The sequence below is a fragment of the Nocardia sp. FBN12 genome (assembly GCF_054031145.1).
The window spans coordinates 3524549-3542562 of the sequence record NZ_CM132926.1; the positions used below are offsets into that span (position 1 = coordinate 3524549).

Annotated in this window: 22 protein-coding genes; 4 read left to right on the forward strand and 18 right to left on the reverse strand. The window is 66.7% G+C overall.

The window, feature by feature from the left end; genetic code table 11:
- Positions 1-67: 67 nt before the first annotated feature.
- From ACWZHB_RS16965 to ACWZHB_RS17015, 11 genes are all read right to left on the reverse strand, one after another.
- On the reverse strand, positions 68-580 hold the full coding sequence (locus ACWZHB_RS16965) for a GtrA family protein (RefSeq protein ID WP_266290661.1): 513 nt from the start codon (positions 578-580) through the stop codon (positions 68-70).
- Positions 581-634: 54 nt separating this feature from the next.
- Entirely contained in the window at positions 635-1735 is a 1101-nt protein-coding gene (ruvB, locus tag ACWZHB_RS16970) for a Holliday junction branch migration DNA helicase RuvB (protein ID WP_427908895.1), read from the reverse strand.
- 3 nt (positions 1736-1738) lie between these two features.
- Complete coding sequence (gene ruvA, locus ACWZHB_RS16975; RefSeq protein ID WP_427908896.1) at positions 1739-2338, reverse strand: Holliday junction branch migration protein RuvA; 600 nt, start codon at positions 2336-2338, stop codon at positions 1739-1741.
- On the reverse strand, positions 2335-2904 hold the full coding sequence (gene ruvC, locus ACWZHB_RS16980; RefSeq protein WP_378902897.1) for a crossover junction endodeoxyribonuclease RuvC: 570 nt from the start codon (positions 2902-2904) through the stop codon (positions 2335-2337). Before ruvC ends, ruvA begins: the two co-directional genes overlap by 4 nt.
- 80 nt (positions 2905-2984) lie before the next feature.
- The gene (locus ACWZHB_RS16985; RefSeq protein WP_427908897.1) at positions 2985-3431 is read right to left on the reverse strand and encodes an acyl-CoA thioesterase; all 447 of its coding nucleotides are present in this window, start codon (positions 3429-3431) and stop codon (positions 2985-2987) included.
- Positions 3432-3776: 345 nt separating this feature from the next.
- Positions 3777-4112 carry a hypothetical protein gene (locus ACWZHB_RS16990; protein ID WP_427908898.1) on the reverse strand — a complete coding sequence of 112 codons (336 nt, stop codon included), beginning with the start codon at positions 4110-4112 and terminating at the stop codon, positions 3777-3779.
- A 1051-nt stretch (positions 4113-5163) separates the two neighbouring features.
- A complete protein-coding gene (locus ACWZHB_RS16995; protein ID WP_427908899.1) occupies positions 5164-5670 on the reverse strand; it encodes a hypothetical protein in 507 nt (168 codons plus the stop codon).
- Between the two features lie 248 nt (positions 5671-5918).
- Entirely contained in the window at positions 5919-6473 is a 555-nt protein-coding gene (locus ACWZHB_RS17000) for a hypothetical protein (protein WP_427908900.1), read from the reverse strand.
- Positions 6474-6484: 11 nt separating this feature from the next.
- Positions 6485-6709 carry a WXG100 family type VII secretion target gene (locus ACWZHB_RS17005; RefSeq protein WP_427909190.1) on the reverse strand — a complete coding sequence of 75 codons (225 nt, stop codon included), beginning with the start codon at positions 6707-6709 and terminating at the stop codon, positions 6485-6487.
- 63 nt (positions 6710-6772) lie between these two features.
- Complete coding sequence (locus tag ACWZHB_RS17010; protein ID WP_427909191.1) at positions 6773-7156, reverse strand: WXG100 family type VII secretion target; 384 nt, start codon at positions 7154-7156, stop codon at positions 6773-6775.
- A gap of 262 nt (positions 7157-7418) precedes the next feature.
- Positions 7419-7928 carry an O-acetyl-ADP-ribose deacetylase gene (locus ACWZHB_RS17015; protein ID WP_427908901.1) on the reverse strand — a complete coding sequence of 170 codons (510 nt, stop codon included), beginning with the start codon at positions 7926-7928 and terminating at the stop codon, positions 7419-7421.
- 80 nt (positions 7929-8008) lie between these two features.
- On the opposite strand from ACWZHB_RS17015, the gene ACWZHB_RS17020 reads away from it, so the two are divergent.
- The gene (locus ACWZHB_RS17020) at positions 8009-8509 is read left to right on the forward strand and encodes an SRPBCC domain-containing protein (RefSeq protein ID WP_427908902.1); all 501 of its coding nucleotides are present in this window, start codon (positions 8009-8011) and stop codon (positions 8507-8509) included.
- Between the two features lie 58 nt (positions 8510-8567).
- Here ACWZHB_RS17020 and ACWZHB_RS17025 read toward each other — a convergent pair whose 3' ends face one another.
- Both ACWZHB_RS17025 and pdxT read right to left on the reverse strand, forming a co-directional pair.
- On the reverse strand, positions 8568-9323 hold the full coding sequence (locus ACWZHB_RS17025) for a YebC/PmpR family DNA-binding transcriptional regulator (protein ID WP_067452155.1): 756 nt from the start codon (positions 9321-9323) through the stop codon (positions 8568-8570).
- A 92-nt stretch (positions 9324-9415) separates the two neighbouring features.
- Positions 9416-10036 (reverse strand): pyridoxal 5'-phosphate synthase glutaminase subunit PdxT, encoded by a 621-nt coding sequence (pdxT, locus tag ACWZHB_RS17030; protein WP_427908903.1) that lies wholly within the window; start codon positions 10034-10036, stop codon positions 9416-9418.
- Between the two features lie 212 nt (positions 10037-10248).
- On the opposite strand from pdxT, the gene ACWZHB_RS17035 reads away from it, so the two are divergent.
- Positions 10249-11940, forward strand: a complete 1692-nt coding sequence (locus ACWZHB_RS17035; RefSeq protein WP_427909192.1) for an APC family permease — start codon at positions 10249-10251, stop codon at positions 11938-11940.
- Between the two features lie 46 nt (positions 11941-11986).
- Here ACWZHB_RS17035 and ACWZHB_RS17040 read toward each other — a convergent pair whose 3' ends face one another.
- Positions 11987-12808: an acyl-CoA thioesterase gene (locus ACWZHB_RS17040; protein WP_427908904.1), complete on the reverse strand. Its 822-nt coding sequence runs from the start codon at positions 12806-12808 to the stop codon at positions 11987-11989.
- Positions 12809-12888: 80 nt separating this feature from the next.
- Between ACWZHB_RS17040 and ACWZHB_RS17045 the strand changes: the two genes are divergently transcribed.
- The gene (locus ACWZHB_RS17045; protein ID WP_427908905.1) at positions 12889-13497 is read left to right on the forward strand and encodes a nucleoside/nucleotide kinase family protein; all 609 of its coding nucleotides are present in this window, start codon (positions 12889-12891) and stop codon (positions 13495-13497) included.
- Positions 13498-13582: 85 nt separating this feature from the next.
- On the opposite strand, the gene ACWZHB_RS17050 is transcribed toward ACWZHB_RS17045, so the two are convergent.
- The 3 genes from ACWZHB_RS17050 to ACWZHB_RS17060 all read right to left on the reverse strand — a co-directional run bounded on the left by ACWZHB_RS17050 (position 13583) and on the right by ACWZHB_RS17060 (position 15894).
- The gene (locus tag ACWZHB_RS17050; RefSeq protein ID WP_427908906.1) at positions 13583-14083 is read right to left on the reverse strand and encodes a hypothetical protein; all 501 of its coding nucleotides are present in this window, start codon (positions 14081-14083) and stop codon (positions 13583-13585) included.
- Positions 14084-14258: 175 nt separating this feature from the next.
- The gene (locus ACWZHB_RS17055; RefSeq protein WP_427908907.1) at positions 14259-15113 is read right to left on the reverse strand and encodes an inositol monophosphatase family protein; all 855 of its coding nucleotides are present in this window, start codon (positions 15111-15113) and stop codon (positions 14259-14261) included.
- 40 nt (positions 15114-15153) lie between these two features.
- Positions 15154-15894 carry a TSUP family transporter gene (locus tag ACWZHB_RS17060; RefSeq protein WP_427908908.1) on the reverse strand — a complete coding sequence of 247 codons (741 nt, stop codon included), beginning with the start codon at positions 15892-15894 and terminating at the stop codon, positions 15154-15156.
- 132 nt (positions 15895-16026) lie between these two features.
- On the opposite strand from ACWZHB_RS17060, the gene ACWZHB_RS17065 reads away from it, so the two are divergent.
- Entirely contained in the window at positions 16027-16821 is a 795-nt protein-coding gene (locus ACWZHB_RS17065; RefSeq protein WP_427908909.1) for a hypothetical protein, read from the forward strand.
- Positions 16822-16994: 173 nt separating this feature from the next.
- Here ACWZHB_RS17065 and pdxS read toward each other — a convergent pair whose 3' ends face one another.
- A complete protein-coding gene (gene pdxS / locus ACWZHB_RS17070; RefSeq protein ID WP_266290719.1) occupies positions 16995-17915 on the reverse strand; it encodes a pyridoxal 5'-phosphate synthase lyase subunit PdxS in 921 nt (306 codons plus the stop codon).
- Positions 17916-18014: the final 99 nt, after the last annotated feature.

Genomic DNA, 18014 nt, shown 5'->3' on the forward strand with positions numbered 1-18014 from the left:
TGGCGGCTGGTGCCGCGGGTTCTCGGCCGCGATGGGCGGCTACGCCGCGGTAGTGGCACCCGTCTCCCTATCCCTGGATGCTGTGGAGTTCGGCTTCGCGCAGGTCGTCGGGGAAGACGTAGCGGCGGAAGGCCCAGAAGCGGAACGCCATGGCCAGCAGGACGCCGAGGATCTGGCCCGAGATGAAGTTGGCGACCATCTGCACCGTCGGATCCACGTGCGGCACACGCAGATTCAGCACGTAGAGCGACAGGGCCTGCGGGATCATGGTAACCGCGATGCCCAGCGCGCTCACCGTGAAGAACAGCGCGGCCTCGTGACTGCGCTGCCTGCCGCCGCGTGCGCGGAACGACCACTCGCGGTTGAGGATGTAGGACGCGATGGTCGCGATCAGCGCACCCAGCAGCCGCGCGGTGAGCGGCTTGTCGCCGAGCACGGTCAGTTTCACCGCGTACACCACGCCGGTGTCGATGAACCAGGTGATCGCGCCGACCACGGCGAATTTCAGGAGTTCCCGGTGCTTCAGGAGCAGGGAACGCAACGGCTCGGGGAGTCGTTGCACCACCTCTAGGACTGCCACCGAATCGACAGTAGACGACGTTGCGGTGCCGCGCCCGCCCGGAGCGGCGCGCGCTCACTCGTAGCGGTCGGCGCTCGGCTGTGGTTCGCGGCCACGCACTTCGATGGCGCCGATGACCAGATCGGGCGGTGGCACCAGGCCGAGGTGTTCCCAGGCGCCCGCGGTCGCGACCCGGCCGCGGGGTGTGCGGGCGACGAGTCCCGCGCGGACGAGGAACGGCTCACAGACCTCTTCCACGGTCGCCGATTCCTCGCCGACGGCGACGGCCAGGGTCGATACGCCCACCGGTCCCCCACCGAATCCCCGCACGAGCGCACCGAGAACGGCACGGTCGAGGCGGTCGAGGCCGAGTGCGTCGACGTCGTAGACCTCGAGCGCCGCCATCGCGATGGGGTGGGTGATGATGCCGTCCGCCCTGACCTCGGCGTAGTCGCGTACCCGGCGCAGCAGCCGGTTGGCGATGCGCGGGGTGCCGCGAGAACGTCCGGCGACTTCGGCGGCGGCGTCGTGGTCGATCTGCACGCCGAGGATGCGGGCCGAGCGGGTGAGGATCTGCAGTAGTTCGGCGGGGTCGTAGAAGTCCATGTGCCCGGTGAAGCCGAAGCGATCGCGCAGCGGGCCGGTGAGCGCACCCGACCGGGTGGTGGCGCCGACCAGGGTGAACGGGGCGATGTCGAGCGGGATCGAGGTCGCGCCTGGACCCTTGCCGACCACCACGTCGACCCGGAAGTCCTCCATCGCCAGGTAGAGCATTTCCTCGGCCGGGCGGGCCATCCGGTGGATCTCGTCGATGAACAGGACATCGCCTTCGACCAGGTTGGACAGCATGGCGGCGAGGTCGCCCGCGCGTTCCAGTGCCGGTCCCGAGGTGATGCGCAGGGCGGTGCCGAGTTCGCCCGCGATGATCATCGCCATGCTGGTCTTGCCGAGTCCCGGCGGGCCCGACAACAGGACGTGGTCGGGGGTGGCACCACGTTGGCGGGCGCCGCGCAGGACAAGTGCGAGCTGTTCGCGCACGCGGGGCTGGCCGATGAATTCGTCGAGTGAGGTCGGGCGAAGGCCCGTCTCCGCTTCGCCGTCGGTGCTGAGATACCGGGCGGTGAGGTCGGATTCGTCGGTCTCGTCGAAGCTGTCGAAGTCGGAGGCGGAGTCCACGGTCTACCTGTTCTTGCCGAGCAGGCCGAGCGCGGCACGCAAGGCGACCGAGGTGGTGGCGGCCGGCTGGTCGCCAAGGACGGCATCGACGGCCTGTTCGGCCTGCTTCGCGGGGAACCCGAGGCCGATGAGCGCCTCGCAAACCTGTTCACGCACAGGCGTACTCGGTGTTTGCGCGCCGGGCGGACCGGTGGGAACAGCCACCTGGTTCACCTTGTCGCGCAGTTCGACGACCATCCGCTCGGCACCGCGTTTGCCGATGCCGGGCACGCGGGTCAGGGCGGCGACGTTGCTCTCGGCCAGCGCTTTTCGCAGCGCTTCGGGTTCGAGCACGGCCAGCACCGCCATGGCCAGCCGTGGGCCGACGCCGGACACGGTCTGCAACAGCGCGAACAGTTCGCGGGCTTCGGTGTCGGCGAACCCGAACAGCGTCATCGAGTCCTCGCGCACGATCATCGCGGTGTACAGGCGGGTCTGCTCGCCGCGGGTGAGCCCGGCGAGGGTCGCCGGAGTGGCATTGAGGCGGTAGCCGACACCCGCGGCCTCGATTACCACATGATCGAGCGCGATCTCGAGTACCTCACCGCGTACCGACGCGATCACCCGCGCACCACCTTCCGTTGTTCGGCGAGCCGTTGTTCGTAGCGGCGGCGGACCTCGTCCGCCTGTGCCTGCGCGGCCGCCATCCGGTCCATCAGCGGCGCCCGCCAACAATGACAGATCGCCAGGGCGAGCGCGTCGGCGGCATCCGCGGGTTTCGGCGCGACCTGCAAACCGAGAATCCGCGTCACCATCGCGGTGACCTGCGCTTTGTCCGCCGTACCGTTGCCGGTGACGGCCGCTTTCACCTCGCTGGGCGTATGAAAGGCCACCCGGATCCCGCGCCGTGCCGCGGCCAGCGCGATCACCCCACCGGCCTGCGCGGTTCCCATCGCCGTCCGCACGTTGTGCTGCGCGAACACTCGCTCGATCGCGACAGCCTCGGGCCGATGGGTGTCCATCCACTCCTCGGCGGCATCCGCCACAGCCATCAACCGCAACGCCAACTCGGCCTCCGGCGGTGTCCGCACCACCCCCACATCGAGGGCGACCACCTTCCGCCCCGGCCCACTGTCGACCATGCTGAGCCCGCACCGGGTGAGCCCGGGATCGACGCCCATCACCCGCACCGGCCACCCCTTCGAAGACACGAACAGTTGTTCGAAAGTCTAGAGCATCTCCCGGTCGCGGCCGACCAACGACACGAGCGTCACGCCGGTCGTGGTGGCAACCCGAGCAACACGGGATCGCGTGCGTGCTCGGCCCAGACTCGCGCCGGATCCGGAATCAACTTGCGCGCTCGTAGGTCGAGCAGGCCGCTCACATAGGACACCGTCGCGGCGACCTCCCCGTCGTCCCTGGTGAGTGTGTGCTCCACCCGATAGGTCTTGCCCTGCCCCCACTCCCAGCGGCAGTCGACCTCGACCGTCTCGTTCGCGCGTAACTCGCGCAGATAGCGAACGTTCAGTTCGAGATTGACCGGCCCCACCCCCGCCGCCAGCAAGTCCGGCACCGAGACCCCCGCCTCGGTCACACACGCAAACCGCGCGTGATCAGCGAACTGCTGATACGCCGCACCGGTGACGTGCAATTGCGGGTCGAGATCGGACACCCGAATTGGAATCCGAACCCGAAACGGCACACTGGTTTCCGCCATGCCCGCGAGTGTGCCACCGGGGTCCGACACATTCCGTCGGCCGAAACCGAGGAACCGGCGACTACGGCGCGCTCTCCAACCCGATCGCCTGGTCGATGAACCTGTTGGTGACGATCGCGTCGGCGGCGAGCCCGTCAGGAACCTCGACACCCCGTTACGCTGAGCCCGGGTGACAAGCTCGACCAGACGCGGGCTGAGCTTGTCGGGTTCACCGGTGCGCACGGACCAGGCGTGCGGGCAGATCTCGTCGCCGGATTCGTGCATGAGCTGCGATTTAACCGGCATGAGCCAGTTCACGTAACATTCCCGGCGGTAGGGGCTCGTTGGAGGCGTAGCCCCGCTGCATCACTCGGCCAGGCTCGGCGACGAACTGGCTGGGCGTGCCTTTGGAGGAGGCATCCGCATACCCGCTTTCACGTCACCATGTGCGACCAGGTAGTCGATGAACAGTGGCCGGGTCGAACAGGACGATGTGCGGATTGACCAAGAAGAAGACTGGTCGACCACAGACATGGCCGCGGTACTACCTTCACCGACCTCCCCGCGGCGTCGCGACTGCGCGGCAACCTCGCCGCCCTGCGTGCTGTCGAATCGAATCTGCTGCCCCTGCACGAGATCATCGACCGCTCCGACGAAGCCCTCAGCCAGAAGAAATCGATGGCCATCGGCATCGAATTTCACACCTACTGGCGCCTTCCACCCCAGAACCCGCCGCTGGTCACCCTCTGCACGATAACCACGGAATGGACCCGACACACCCGGGCCCCGTCTCCACCGCACGCCCCTTGGCCGGCGCGCCTCCGTACACGGCCACACCCAGATCCTCCTCGCGGTCGACGGCCCGCCGCCGCGATGGAACAACACCTGCGCGCAGGCCGCGAAATCTTCACTCACTAACGACGCCGAACAGACTCGGGCACAGCATATTTCCCGGTTCATCGCACCTATACAACAAGTTCGCCGCCGCCTTCACTCGAGTGGAAGCACTACCTAACCGGCACGTTCTATCGCGACGAGCCGGGAATGACCAGCCGAAACCTGCCCCTCGAACTATGGAAAACGAAGACCAACCTGCCAACGAAAATCAAGGCCGAGCAGTCCTCGCCACCTCCCATCAAACAGCCTCCGGACGAAAGCCCCGGTCCGCAGCTTCGCTCAACTCGAAACTGCACCAATCTCTGACAGCTCACCGCTGTCAGAGACCCCAACCCAGACATGCCCACATTCGATAATCGACGATGCCCGGCTACTGGTGAACCGAAGTCTGATTTCTGGTCCGTCGACAAGAAGCCCCAGTTCGTCATGCAATTGAACTATGGATCCATGCCGCAATCGCCCTGCGTCGCCATCGGTCGGGCCCCAGATACTCCGATCGAGCACAGGAGCTGCACCTTCGGCGATCCTGTGATACCCCGACGAACTCTCGACGGACACATTCGATACAGGCGGCGCGACCAGAACAATCGCCGCCATCAACATACCCGTCTCTAAATCCAATTTTAGCTCGACCTCTCCACCTTCATGCCCTGAAACTCGAAGGTAGAGTAAATCAGTTGAGGGCCGAGGCGACCACGAGACTTTCATCGGAACCCAAGGATCGACCTCGACCGAGGTATCAGAACAGCCCGTGTGTCCAACCACTTTTACCATTGATCTCCAATCAACCGAGCGGGAGCGCACGGATGACAACGGGGAGCTGACCAGCCTCGCGCGGCGGAGCAAATTTCAATTTTCAACCACCAACACGTACGAGCTCATTGTAGGGGACGCCATCCCGGCTGGCCTCGGCGGCCGCAGCCTGCAGACTTTTCATCTGCGCCTGCGTTGCCAGATCCAGTTGCTCCTTGGTAGCGCCACGCCCCGCCATGTGTTGCAAATACTCCACCATATGCTCGGTCGCATTACCATGAACCCACATCCGGTTTTCACCGACCTGCATTTCATAGGAACGAGGCAGTTCACTTCCAGGATAGTTATCCTGCGTTGCCTTGATGTCGTTCCAGAACGGGTCATCTCGAACATTCGGATCAGTAGTCTTTTTTCCTGTTCTCCGGTCTTCGAATTTTTTCACGAGTTGTGTTGTTAGATCTTTGATGCGCTGGATTGTTTCTCTTGTTTGTACACCAACGCGCTCAATGATAACCGCTGCCCGGACCTTTGCCGCTTTGACAGCTATCCTGATCAGGTCCACGAATTTGTCGATGATCTTGGCGACGGCGACAGCGGTCTTGGCAGCCACCGCGGCGCCACCTACTCCGAAGCTGACAGCGGAAGCTACAACGGACAGGGCTAGGTTGACCGCGACTTCGACGGCGATCTCTGTGGCGAGTTGTTCGCACAGTTGCCTGAGGTCTTCTCGGAGGTCATCGTGAGCTGTTTTCTGGTCGCGGCAGGCTTGCGCGAGTTCACCGTACGCGCCGCCGAGATCGCTTGCGGCTGATTTGAGTTGGCGCAGGTCTTCATCGATGAAGCTTGCATCGGGAGAGGTTACCTGCTCGAACAGAGCGGCAGCACGTTCGATTTCAACCGGTGCCGCTGTGACGAAGGCGTTGTTGACCAGGTTGTGCCAAACGTCGCCTGCGCGCGACAGTTTGGCGTGTCGCCGTCGGGTATCGGTATTCCGACCTTCACGGCCAGTTCGAACCCGTCGTCCACAAGCCCGCGACCTGGCCCTCCCGCTGAGGGAGGTACCAGGAGGGATGTGAGTTCCTGTGGGGTGAGAGTAAACGAAGGATTAAGGTTGGGAGCGGCCGGTTCCGGCTCGCCGCTCTTCGGGTCATGGTCGGCGAGGGCATGGTTGTACCCAGCCTGTCTAAGGACCTGGGCGTACCCGTCGAGTGCGAGCACGATGTCGATCGACATGGTGTAGATGTCTTTGCACTGATGGTCGTAGGATTCTGCCCAGTTCTTGCCGTCGCCGACGCTTCCCGCCATATTGGTGGTGTCGCCGAAAGATCTCATAGCGGTTTTAAACGCCTCGAAGTGGCCGAAGGACGCCTTCGCGCAGATGTCGGCCGCGTCGTAATAGGTCTGCGCGGACACATCCAGAACTGTCACGACTGGTGACCCGCCGAGCGGCCAAGCATTTGCAAGTTCGTCGCGACGGCGGCGTTGTATCGGTCCCGTGCCGCCAGCGCTGACGTACGCATGGTCTCGATGCCTTCGGTGACATCCTGAGCGCCGCTCACCCATTTCGTGAACGCATCGTTGGCGGCTACCGCAGACGGGCCGGTCCACTTGGACTGAAGATTGGTCGTGCGTTGCTGGATACCGGCAATACTCTCGGTAAGAACCCGACGAAGCCGCTGAGCTGTGTGGAAATGTCGTCGAGATCGTCCAGGTCAACGCGGTACGAGTCGGTCATGAAGTACTTCCCCCAATGCGTTACGGCAGATCCACCGAGCTGGTGTCCGAGGCGGGTCGCGTGTCCAGCTCGACGTGTGTGTCGGCGACCACACCAACAATTCGGCCATCGTGGCCAATGCTTCCAGAACAGTTTGCGCGCCCCTGCGCGTTTCGTCCCAGCCGACGCGATATGCCGTCGCCGAGTTGCCGGTCCAATTCTCGAGCAACCTGTTGACATCAGCGTCTATCGCGCGGAGTCCGTTCACGAGTTCCTGCGCCGTAAGCTGGACGTATCGACCAGCGCCGGAGACTTCGGCGGGAACGACGTCGAACTTACCGTCCCACGATTGCGACAAAGGTTCCCCCCAAAAAGCGGACATTCGATTGCCGCGAGCCAACCCGATCCTCCGGCCGCCGAAACGAGCCTGGTCCGCGAACTGCTGGTTCGTCGAGCCTATGGCGTGCAGTTGCGGATCGATACCGGATGCACAGATCGGGATCCGCACCCGAAACGGCACTATGGGTTCCCCATGGCCGCGAGTGTGTCACCGGGGTCCGGCACATTCGTGGCCCGACTGATCATCGCGGCCGGCTGCGGCTCGCACTCGCTGACACTTGCCACACACAGTCGCTGAACGGGCGCTATTCGAGGGCAGCGGTGAACACCTCGAGCGCGCGATCGTCGAACAGGACGAACCGCACCAGGGTCACGTTCGTTTCGGCCGCGCGTACGGTCTCGACCGCGATCCGCGCGCCGTCGTCCATCGGCCAGCCGAAGATGCCGGTGGAGATCGCCGGGAACGCGACCGTTGCCGCCCCCAATTCGTCTGCCACGCGCAGGGATTCGCGATAGCAGGAGGCGAGCAGTTCGGATCGGTCCTCGGTGGCCGACCACACGGGCCCGACCGTGTGGATCACCCAGCGCGCGGGCAATCGACCGGCTGTGGTCGCCACCGCCTGCCCCGTTCGCAAACCTTTGCCGTAGTGCGAGGCGCGCAGGTCGCGGCATTCGGACAGGATCTGCGGGCCGCCTTTGCGGTGGATCGCCCCGTCGACACCGCCGCCGCCGAGCAGCGAGGAGTTCGCGGCGTTGACCACCGCGTCCACCTGCTGTTCGGTGATGTCACCCCGGGCCATCTCGATTCGCGTCATGTCGTCATTGTGCCGGGCGTTGACTTCGCCCGCGGGTACCGTCGAGGTGGTCGGTCCGTCCGAGGCGAGGAGAACCACACATGGCCAAACCCACCGGTGACATCGTGGCGACGCCCGAGGGGCGGGATCTGGTGATCACCAGGTCGTTGGGGTTGCCGATCGAGGAGGTGTGGGCGCGGTTGACCGATCCGCATCTGACCTCGGGGTGGTACGGCACCTGGGAGGGCGACGCGGGCACCGGCAACACCATCCAGGTGCAGATGCGGTTCGAGGAGGGTGAGCCGTGGACGGCCATGCGCATCGACGACTGCACCCCACCGATCCACCTCGGCATCTCCTCGACCGATCAGATCGGCCTGTGGCGCCTCGAAGTGACCCTGCTCGATACCGGCGCGGCCACCGAGCTGCGCCTGGTCCACCATCTGACCTCGGAATATCAGCTGGCGGAGATCCCACAGATCGGTCCGGGCTGGGAGTACTACGCGGATATGTTCGTCGCCGCGTGCACGCACACCGAACGACCGGATTTCGCCGACTACTACCCGTCGATGTCGGGCTACTACCAGCAGCGGGCTTCCTAGCCGAAACGTGAACCGCCCCGGCCGAATTCACGGCCGGGGCGGTTCCACGGAAATCCGACTACTCGTCGTCGAGTTCCGCGGCGACCTCGTCGGAGATGTCGACATTGGTGTACACGTTCTGCACATCGTCGCTGTCTTCGAGCGCGTCGACCAGTTTGAACACCTTGCGCGCGCCCTCGGCGTCGACCGCGACCGACACCGACGCCTGGAACCCGGACTCGGCGGAGTCGTAGTCGATGTTCGCGGCCTGCAGGGCCGAGCGCACCGCGATCAGATCGCCGGGCTCGGAGATGATCTCGAAGACGTCGCCGTGGTCGTTGACGTCTTCGGCGCCCGCGTCGAGGACCGTCTCGAGGACGTCGTCCTCGGACAGGCCGTTCTTCTCGAGCGTCACCACGCCCTTGCGGGCGAACAGGTACGACACCGAACCCGGGTCGGCCATGTTGCCGCCGTTGCGGGTCATCGCCAGCCGGACCTCGCCCGCGGCGCGGTTGCGGTTGTCGGTGAGGCACTCGATCAGCACGGCGACACCGTTGGGCCCGTAGCCCTCGTACATGATCGTCTGCCAGTCGGCGCCGCCGGCCTCTTCACCACCGCCGCGCTTGCGGGCGCGCTCGATGTTGTCGTTGGGGACCGAAGTCTTCTTCGCCTTCTGGATGGCGTCGAACAGCGTCGGATTGCCCGCAGGGTCACTACCACCAGTGCGGGCCGCCACCTCGATGTTCTTGATCAGCTTGGCGAAGAGTTTGCCGCGCTTGGCGTCGATTCCCGCCTTCTTGTGCTTGGTGGTGGCCCATTTGGAGTGGCCGCTCATGCCCTACTTCCTTCAAGTCGGTTGCGCGTCTGCCCGGGCGGACAAGCTCGATCCAGCCTACTCACCGTCCGCCACGCCCGGCGACGCGGGCTTTACCGCGCTGAACGAACCAGGTCGGCGAACAGTTCGTGCACGCGAAGATCACCGGTCACCTCGGGGTGGAACGAGGTCGCCACCACATTGCCCTGCCTGGCTGCCACGATGCGCCCCTGCGCGGGCCCGTGCGGCACCCGCGCCAGCACCTCGACACCGTCACCGACTCGCTCCACCCACGGCGCGCGAATGAACACCGCGCGCACGGGCGTGTCGAGGCCGGTGAAGTCCAGATCCGTCTCGAAGGAGTCGACCTGACGCCCGAACGCGTTGCGCCGCACCGTCATATCGATCCCGGACAGGTGCTGGGCGTCGGCCCTGGTGTCGAGCACCTCCGAGGCGAGCAGGATCATGCCCGCGCAGGAACCGAACGCGGGCAGCCCGTCGCGCAGCCGCGCCCGCAACGGTTCCAGCAGGTCGAAGGCCTGCAACAGCTTGGAGATCGCGGTCGACTCACCGCCGGGCAGCACGAGCCCGTCGACGGCGGCCAGCTCCGATTCCCGCCGCACCAGCACCGGATCGGCACCGCAGTGCGCCAGCGCGGCAACGTGTTCGCGCACATCACCCTGGAGCGCGAGGACACCGATGGTCGGCCGGGAGGCAGTCGAGGAAGCGTTCACAGGCATCGAGCTTACGAGCACCGGCGATGTGTGCCCGCTCACGCCGCGGTGTCAAGGTTGCGTCAACGGCGGGTGCATCCGCGCGAAACGGGTCGACACTGCGATATGTGATTGCACTGCTGCCACGCAAGTCTCCTGGACCTGCGCAGATCGTCCCGGAGCGCCGCGGACTGACCGTTCCCACCGGCCTGGCCGGACTGTCCCTCGACGCGATGGCCTCGGTGTCCTACGGACCGGAAGCCATCGTGCTGGTCCTGGCCACCGCGGGCGGGCTCGGACTCGGCATGACCCTGCCGGTGACCCTCGCCATCGCGGCCCTGCTCGCCGTTCTCATCGCGTCCTATCGCCAGGTGATCGTGGCGTTCCCCAACGGCGGCGGTGCCTACGCGGTCGCCAAGAAGCACCTCGGCGACCGGACCAGCCTGCTCGCCGCGGCCTCGCTCATCGTCGACTACGTGCTCAATGTCGCCGTTTCGATCGCGGCCGGTGTCGCCGCGCTGACCTCGGCGTTCCCCGCGCTGCACGGGTACACGGTGGGGATCTGCCTGGCGGTGCTGGCCGGCATCACCGCGCTCAACCTGCTCGGGATCACCGAGAGCGCGAAGGCTTTCATGCTGCCAACGGCGGTGTTCGTCGGCAGCATCTTCGTGGTGATCATCGGCGGCCTGCTGCGAACGGAACCGGCGGCCGTGACGGCGGGGTCCGCGGCGGTCAGCGATATCCACACGGTCGGCGTCCTGCTGCTGCTCAAGGCCTTCTCCAGCGGCTGCGCGGCGTTGACCGGCGTCGAGGCGATCGCGAACGCGGTGCCCAGTTTCGAACAGCCGCGGGTGCGCCGCGCCCAGCGCGCCGAGGTCGCGTTGGGGCTGCTGCTCGGCACGATGCTGATCGGGCTGGCCGTGCTGATCGAGAAGTTCTCGCTCCAGCCGATCGAGGGCACCACCGTGCTCTCCCAGCTCACCGAGGCGGCGCTCGGCCACGGGGTCGGGTACTACGTGGTGCAGTTCGCCACCGTCATCCTGCTCGCCCTCGCGGCGAACACCTCCTACGGTGGCCTGCCGACGCTGACCCGGCTGCTGGCCGACGACAACTGCCTGCCACACCGCTTCTCCGTCGCGACCCCGCGCCGCGTGTACCGCTACGGCGTGCTGACACTCGGAATCAGTGCCGCGGTACTGGTGGTGGCCGCGGCGGGCAGCATGAACGCGCTCGTCCCGCTGTTCGCGATCGGCGTGTTCGTCGGGTTCACCATCGCCCAGACCGGCATGGTGCGGCACTGGTGGCTGACCCGCGCCGAGGGCTGGCGCTGGCGGATCACGCTCAACGGGTTCGGCGCGCTACTGACCTTTGTCGCGGCCGTAGTCACCACCGCGATGAAGTTCACCGAGGGCGCCTGGCTGATCGTGGTCGTGCTGCCGCTGCTGATGCTCGGCATGGAACGGATTCGCCACGCCTACACCAGGATCGGTGGTTCCCGCGGTACCGGTGCGGTGCCCGCGCAGCCGCGCCCGACCGGCACCGCGATCATCGTGCCGATCGCCGAAGTCTGCGAACTCAGTCGCGAAGCGCTCTCGGCCGCCATGTCGATCGGCGATGACGTCACCGCGGTGCACGTCTGCCTGCCGGGCGAGTCGACGACGGCGTTCACGAAAGCGTGGGAGGTGTGGCATCCCGAGGTGCGCCTGGTCCTGCTCGAGGACAGCGACGCCACCGTCGCCGGGCCGGTCGCCCGCTATGTCCGCGACAATTTCGGCGGTCGGCGCAAGGTGGTGGTGATCGCCGAGATCGACCCGCCGAGCGGGTGGGATCGGGTGCTGCCGAGCCACCGCAGCGACGAGCTCGAACGGGTGCTGCGCCGGATGAGCGACACCGTGGTCTGCCATCTGCGCGTGCAGGTTCGGTGATCATGGTCCGGTGCGGCGGCCACCGCACCGGACCACCACCGGCGTACTACTTGTGGCGCGGTGTCCGGATCAGGCCTTCCTGGACGACGGCGGCGACCAGGTTGCCCGCGCGGTCCCAGATCTTGCCGCCGGTCAGCGCCCGGCCGAAGCCGGCCGAGGGCGAGGACTGGTCGTAGAGCAGCCATTCGTCGGCGCGGAACGGGCGCAGGAACCACATGGCGTGGTCGAGGGACGCGTTCTGGGTCGGTTCGTCGGGGTGGATCACCTTCGACGAGCCGAGCAGCGTCATATCGCTCATATAGGCCAGCGTGCAGACGTGGAACATCGGGTCGTCGGGCAGCGGATGCCGGTACCGGAACCACACCTGCTGCGGGGAGACCGCACCGTCACGCGACACGACCTGCTCCTGCGGGACGGTGCGGATGTCCCAGTGCTCCCATTCGCGCATCGCCCACAACCGCTCGGGGGTCATGGTCACGCTCGCGTCGGGCAGGTCGTCGGGACCATCGACCGAGGGCATCACGTCCTGATGTTCGGGCCCTTCGTCACCGTGATGGAACGAGGCCGACATCGTGAATATCGCCTGCCCGTCCTGCACGCCGGTGACCCGCCTGGTGCAGAACGAGCGGCCGTCACGGATGCGTTCCACCAGGTAGACGGTGGGTTCCTCCGGATTGCCCGGCCGCAGGAAGTAGCCGTGCAGGGAATGCACCTGGAAGCTGGGATCGACGGTACGGACCGCCGAGACCAGCGCCTGGCCTGCCACCTGACCGCCGAAGGTGCGCGGTAGCTGAGACTCCGTGGACGCGCCGCGGAAGATGTCGCGCTCCAGGCGCTCGATTGCGAGCGCCTCTTCGATTGTCGCCATGCGCTCGAGATTATCGCCTCGCCGACCGGGCGGTATGTCCGGCTCTCCCGCGACGGCGCGGAGTTTGCTGTGATGGTGGCGTGCCGACATTCACGCCCACCTCGCCCACGGCCCTGGCCCGGCTCGTCGCCGACCGGCTCGTCGAGCTGCCGGGGCGACGGGTGCTCGCGGTCGACGGTGCCGATGCCGCCGTGCCCGTCGAACTGGGCAGGCGGATCGTGGCGACGCTCGCCGATCGAGGTAGATCGGCGGCGGCGGTGTCGGTGCACGACTTCGTGCGGCCCGCGTCGTTGCGGATGGAATACGGGCGTGATGACGAATGGTCTTATCGCACAGCGTGGTTCGATTACGCGGCGATTCGCCGCGAGATCCTCGACGCGATGCGCGAGGACGGGCGGTGGTTGCCCGCGCTGTGGGATGAGCAGCGGGATCGGTCGGCGCGGGCGAGGATTCGCCCCGCGCAGGCCGATCTGGTGCTGGTGCTCGCGGGGCCGATGCTGCTGGGGCGCGGTCTCGACTTCGATCTGACGCTGCGCTTGGAGCTGAGCGAGCAAGCGGCGCTGCGGCTTACGCCGGTCGATCAGCGGTGGACCTTGCCCGCTGTGCGCGATCACACAGCCGAGAATCCCGAAGACGCGACCTGGACGGTCCGCTGGGATCATCCCGATCGGGCGGCGCTGCGTAGCTGACAGCACGGACACCGTTGCGGCCGAGGTGCTCCAGATCCGCGAAAGCCCCGTCCGAGATTCCGGACGGGGCTCGAGCGTGCAGAGATCAGGCGCAGGCGACCGAGGTCTGACCGAGGTTGGTCAGCATGCCGCAGGCCCACGACTTCTGGACCTTCCACTTGCCCTCTTCGGCCACGAACGGCACGTCGACGAGGTTGGTCTGGCCGTTGACCGTGAAGTTGGCCTTGGCGTTGACACTGTCACCGAACGAGGTCACCTCGGTGACCTGCACCTGGACGTTGTTGTCCACAACCGCCTGGGCCAGTCGGTTCGGCAGCTCGGGATCGGCCTCGATGCCCTGCACGAAGTCCAGCTTCTGATCGTTGGGGACCGCCGGATCCAGCGCGGTGCCGAGCTGCGCGTTGAGCTGCTCGACGGTAGGCACGGCAGGCAGTTCCGCGGTGGGCGCGCCGCTCGCCGAAGTCTTGGCGCTGGTAGCGGTCTTGGACGTGGTGTCACCCTTGTCGTCACTGCACGCGCTCAGCCCGAGGGCGGCGACCACAGCCAGTCCTGCGATCGCGACTCGTCCGGTCCTACGAAACTTCATCCACTCGTCCTTACGTCGGGTCGGTCTCTCGCCCACGGGGCGACGGCGGAGGCCGGCGCAACACAGCGCAGGCCTCGATGCCACGGCCCGGACGCTACCCAGTGAATTTGAGGAAACCCTAAGACACAGACAACGTGGGTCTGTGAGACGCGTCGGATTGTGTTGTTCCCCAGTGTTACCCGGGGCGCAGACCGGCCACCGCGTCGACCAGGCGGGCATGAGTCGGCGCGTCCGCTGCGGCGATCAGTCCGTGCGGGGCGGTGTGCAGTGGTTGCCCGCCGAGACCGGTGACCACACAGCCCGCTGCCTGGCATATCGCGATCGCGCTGGTGAAGTGCACGCTGTCACGCAGGTCACCGCCGGTGATGTAGGCGGCGCGGCGGCCTGCCGCGACCCAGGCCAGGGCCAAGGAGGTCGATAACACGCGCGGGTGGAATTCGCCCGCGAAGCCGTCGGCGTCGAAGAGTCGCGCGGGGGTCGACCAGGGGAACGGGTGGTCGAGGTCGACGTCGACGAGGTGGCTTCCGGCGTGCGGGTGTAGTGGCTCGTCGCGGCCGTCGGCGCGGAGGAACGAACCCTGCCCCGCTGTCCAGAAGACCTCGTCGGCGAAGGGGTCGGCGGTTGCCGCCGCCTGCACGGTGCCGGTGTCACGCAGGGCGACATTCACCGCCACGAACGCGGTATCGACCGCGAAATTCCTTGTGCCACAGAGTGGATCGATGAACCACGTGCGGTCGCTGCGGGCTGATCCGGTGACTCCCGACTCCTCGGCGACGAACCGGTCGCCCGGGAAGGCGGTCGCGAGGACATCGAGGATGGCTTTCTCGGCGGCGATATCGGCCTGGGTGGCGAAATCGTCGCCCAGTTTGGCGTAGTGCGTGAGCGGGGCGTGGAAGGCCGTCCGAATCACCTGCGAAGCGACTTCTGTTGCGTGGATTGCGATTTCACTATCTGAGTGGTGCACCGTCTCCAGACTACGGACCGCGCGGCACCCCGGCAGGCGAATCCAGGGCCCTGACGGCGCGCGCATGCGGGGTTGCGCAGAGGCGCTGGCCGGAGCGAATCCGGAGCTACGCCGGAACGGCCAAGTACACGGCGAGGCCGAGGCCGCAGATCCCGACCGCCACGCGCAACACGCTCGGCGGGATCACCTTCACCACCGGCGGACCGCACCAGCCACCCGCCAGCGCCCCCGCGCCGAGGGCCAGTGCCGCGCCCCAGTGCACGGGCCCGAAGGCCGCGAAGCCGACCGCCGCGACCAGGTTCGCGATGCCGAGCAGGAAGCTCTTGAGAATCGATGCGCTCCAGAGGGATTCGGAGGTGCACAGCAGCATCATCGACAGATAGATCACGCCCGCGCCCGCGCCGAAATAGCCGCCGTACACGGAGGTGAGCAGGATGCCGACCGGCACGATCCAGGGCGCGCTCAGCTCGCCGATATGGCGGCGCACCAGCGGTTGCACGAGCAGCGCGATCGACGCCATGGCCACCAGAAACGGCACGACCACCTCGAATGCCCCGGCCGGGGCGACCAGCAACGCGAGCGCACCGAGGAGACCGCCCACCGCCGCCAGCACCGCCCAGCGCACCAGCGTGGGTCCGCGGCCGATGAGTTCGCGCCCGGAATTCGCGGTCGCGCCGACGCCGACAGCGACCATCGCGACGGTATTGGTGACATTGGCCGCGACGGGCGGCAGACCGGCGGCCAGCAGCGCAGGATAGGAGACGATCGAGGCCATCCCCGTGACGAAACCGATCAGGCCGGTGAAGAATCCCGCGACGACGAGCAAGGAGAAGTCGAGCGCGGTCACGGACCGACTGTACGGTATGCCCAGTTGGCAGCAATTTCTGGGCCAACCGCGGCCCACATCGACTCCACACCGCCCACCGGCGGCGGGATCACTCCGACGCGCCGTAGGCCGTGCCAGGATGTCGGAGTGCAGATGACGACTTTCGAGCCGGGCGAACCACCCGTTCGACGTAACCGGCTGGACTCCAACACCGTTGCCCGCCTCGACGACGTCACCACCTTCGCCCAACTGCTCGACGCCTTAGAGCTCGTCCGCATGGATCATCCCGATGCCAGGATCCTGTGCACGCTCGACGACCTCGGCCAGTGCGCGTACACGAGCATGCACGCCACGCTCGGGCTCGTCGAAGGCGACAGCGAACACCCCGACGACGCGGACGACCCCGCTGCCACCCACCACGCCGAGAACGCCACGGTCTCCCGGATCGCCGCCCTGCTCGACAATCCGTCCGCCCGCGTCCCCTGGGAAGCGTTGCGCGACACCCGCAATGCCTCCGAGGACGAGCTCACCGCCCTCGTCACCGCCAATCGCTCCCCCGACCGCGTGGTCGACGACGTCGTCCTGATCCAGCGCGTCCCGGTCGACCGCGACGACCTCGCCATCGCCGGCATCCCCAACGGCTACTTCGCCGACGACTGGTCCACCTACGACAACCACACCGTAGTCCGCCGCATGGCCACCCACGGCTACCGCCACATCGCCATCGGCGCCTCCCTCCTCGCCTTCGCCCGCCCCACTTCCCCGACCCCCGAACAAGCAGCGGCCCTGATCACCGACCTCACCCACCTCTACGGCTCCCCCACCGCCATCGCCTGGCACGAACTGGCCGTCCAACTCCCCACCCACCGCCACCTCATCCTCGGCTACGCCGAGAACTTCGCCGACGCCCTCACCACCGACACCGAAGGCGCAGCGGGCCAGCCGTAGCAGCGACCTGACCGCACTCGAGCACAGCGCTCAGCCGCGAGCCTGCCGACAAACAGATGCGGCGTAGCCGACGTCTGGGCGGTCGACCCACCCGAAAATGCCTCGGCGGGCGTCGTGATCACGACGCCCGCCGAGGCGAATCTCTCAGTGCCCGAACAACTTCGGGCCCACAATCACCAGCCGCGCTCGGCGAGGCGGTGGGGCTGGGGGATGTCTTCGACGTTGATGCCGACCATGGCCTCGCCCAGGCCGCGCGAGACCTTGGCCAGGACGTCCGGGTCGTCGTAGAAGGTGGTGGCCTTGACGATGGCGGCGGCGCGCTGTTCGGGGTTGCCGGACTTGAAGATGCCGGAGCCGACGAAGACGCCTTCGGCGCCGAGCTGCATCATCATGGCGGCGTCGGCGGGGGTGGCGATACCGCCCGCGGTGAACATGACGACCGGGAGCTTGCCGGTCTGGGCGACCTCACGGACCAGCTCGTACGGGGCCTGCAGTTCCTTGGCGGCCACGAAGAGCTCGTCCTCGGACAGCGAGGTCAGGCGGCGGATCTCGCCGCGAATGGTGCGCATGTGGGTGGTGGCGTTGGAGACGTCGCCGGTGCCGGCCTCGCCCTTGGAGCGGATCATGGCCGCGCCCTCGGTGATGCGGCGCAGGGCCTCGCCGAGGTTGGTGGCGCCACAGACGAAGGGGACGGTGAAGTTCCACTTGTCGATGTGGTTGGCGTAGTCGGCGGGGGTGAGGACCTCGGACTCGTCGATGTAGTCGACACCGAGGCTCTGCAGGATCTGCGCCTCGACGAAGTGACCGATGCGGGCCTTGGCCATGACCGGGATGGAGACGGCGGCGATGATGCCGTCGATCATGTCCGGGTCGCTCATCCGGGACACGCCACCCTGGGCGCGGATGTCGGCGGGCACCCGCTCGAGCGCCATCACGGCCACGGCGCCCGCGTCTTCGGCGATCTTGGCCTGCTCGGCGTTGACCACATCCATGATCACGCCACCCTTGAGCATCTCGGCCATGCCGCGCTTCACGCGGGCGGTGCCGACGGTGTTGGTGGTCTCAGGCGTAGTCACGAATGTCTCCTGTGTCATGGGCGCCAATCAAGTCGCTCGGATCGGGGTTCACCGTCGATTCTAGAGCTGCCCGAATTCGGCCTTCATAGCCAGTTGGGCACCACTGGCCTTGTCGCG

Coding starts and splice junctions, on each gene's coding strand:
- ACWZHB_RS17025 (WP_067452155.1), bottom strand. CDS start 9,323: ATGAGCGGCCACTCCAAATGGGCCACCACCAAGCACAAGAAGGCGGGA.
- ACWZHB_RS16985 (WP_427908897.1), bottom strand. CDS start 3,431: ATGGCGGAAACCAGTGTGCCGTTTCGGGTTCGGATTCCAATTCGGGTG.
- ACWZHB_RS17010 (WP_427909191.1), bottom strand. CDS start 7,156: ATGTCCGCTTTTTGGGGGGAACCTTTGTCGCAATCGTGGGACGGTAAG.
- ACWZHB_RS17020 (WP_427908902.1), top strand. CDS start 8,009: ATGGCCAAACCCACCGGTGACATCGTGGCGACGCCCGAGGGGCGGGAT.
- ACWZHB_RS17050 (WP_427908906.1), bottom strand. CDS start 14,083: ATGAAGTTTCGTAGGACCGGACGAGTCGCGATCGCAGGACTGGCTGTG.
- ACWZHB_RS17065 (WP_427908909.1), top strand. CDS start 16,027: ATGACGACTTTCGAGCCGGGCGAACCACCCGTTCGACGTAACCGGCTG.
- ACWZHB_RS17055 (WP_427908907.1), bottom strand. CDS start 15,113: ATGCGCGCGCCGTCAGGGCCCTGGATTCGCCTGCCGGGGTGCCGCGCG.
- pdxS (WP_266290719.1), bottom strand. CDS start 17,915: ATGACACAGGAGACATTCGTGACTACGCCTGAGACCACCAACACCGTC.
- ACWZHB_RS17040 (WP_427908904.1), bottom strand. CDS start 12,808: ATGGCGACAATCGAAGAGGCGCTCGCAATCGAGCGCCTGGAGCGCGAC.
- ACWZHB_RS17015 (WP_427908901.1), bottom strand. CDS start 7,928: ATGACGCGAATCGAGATGGCCCGGGGTGACATCACCGAACAGCAGGTG.
- ACWZHB_RS17035 (WP_427909192.1), top strand. CDS start 10,249: ATGGCCTCGGTGTCCTACGGACCGGAAGCCATCGTGCTGGTCCTGGCC.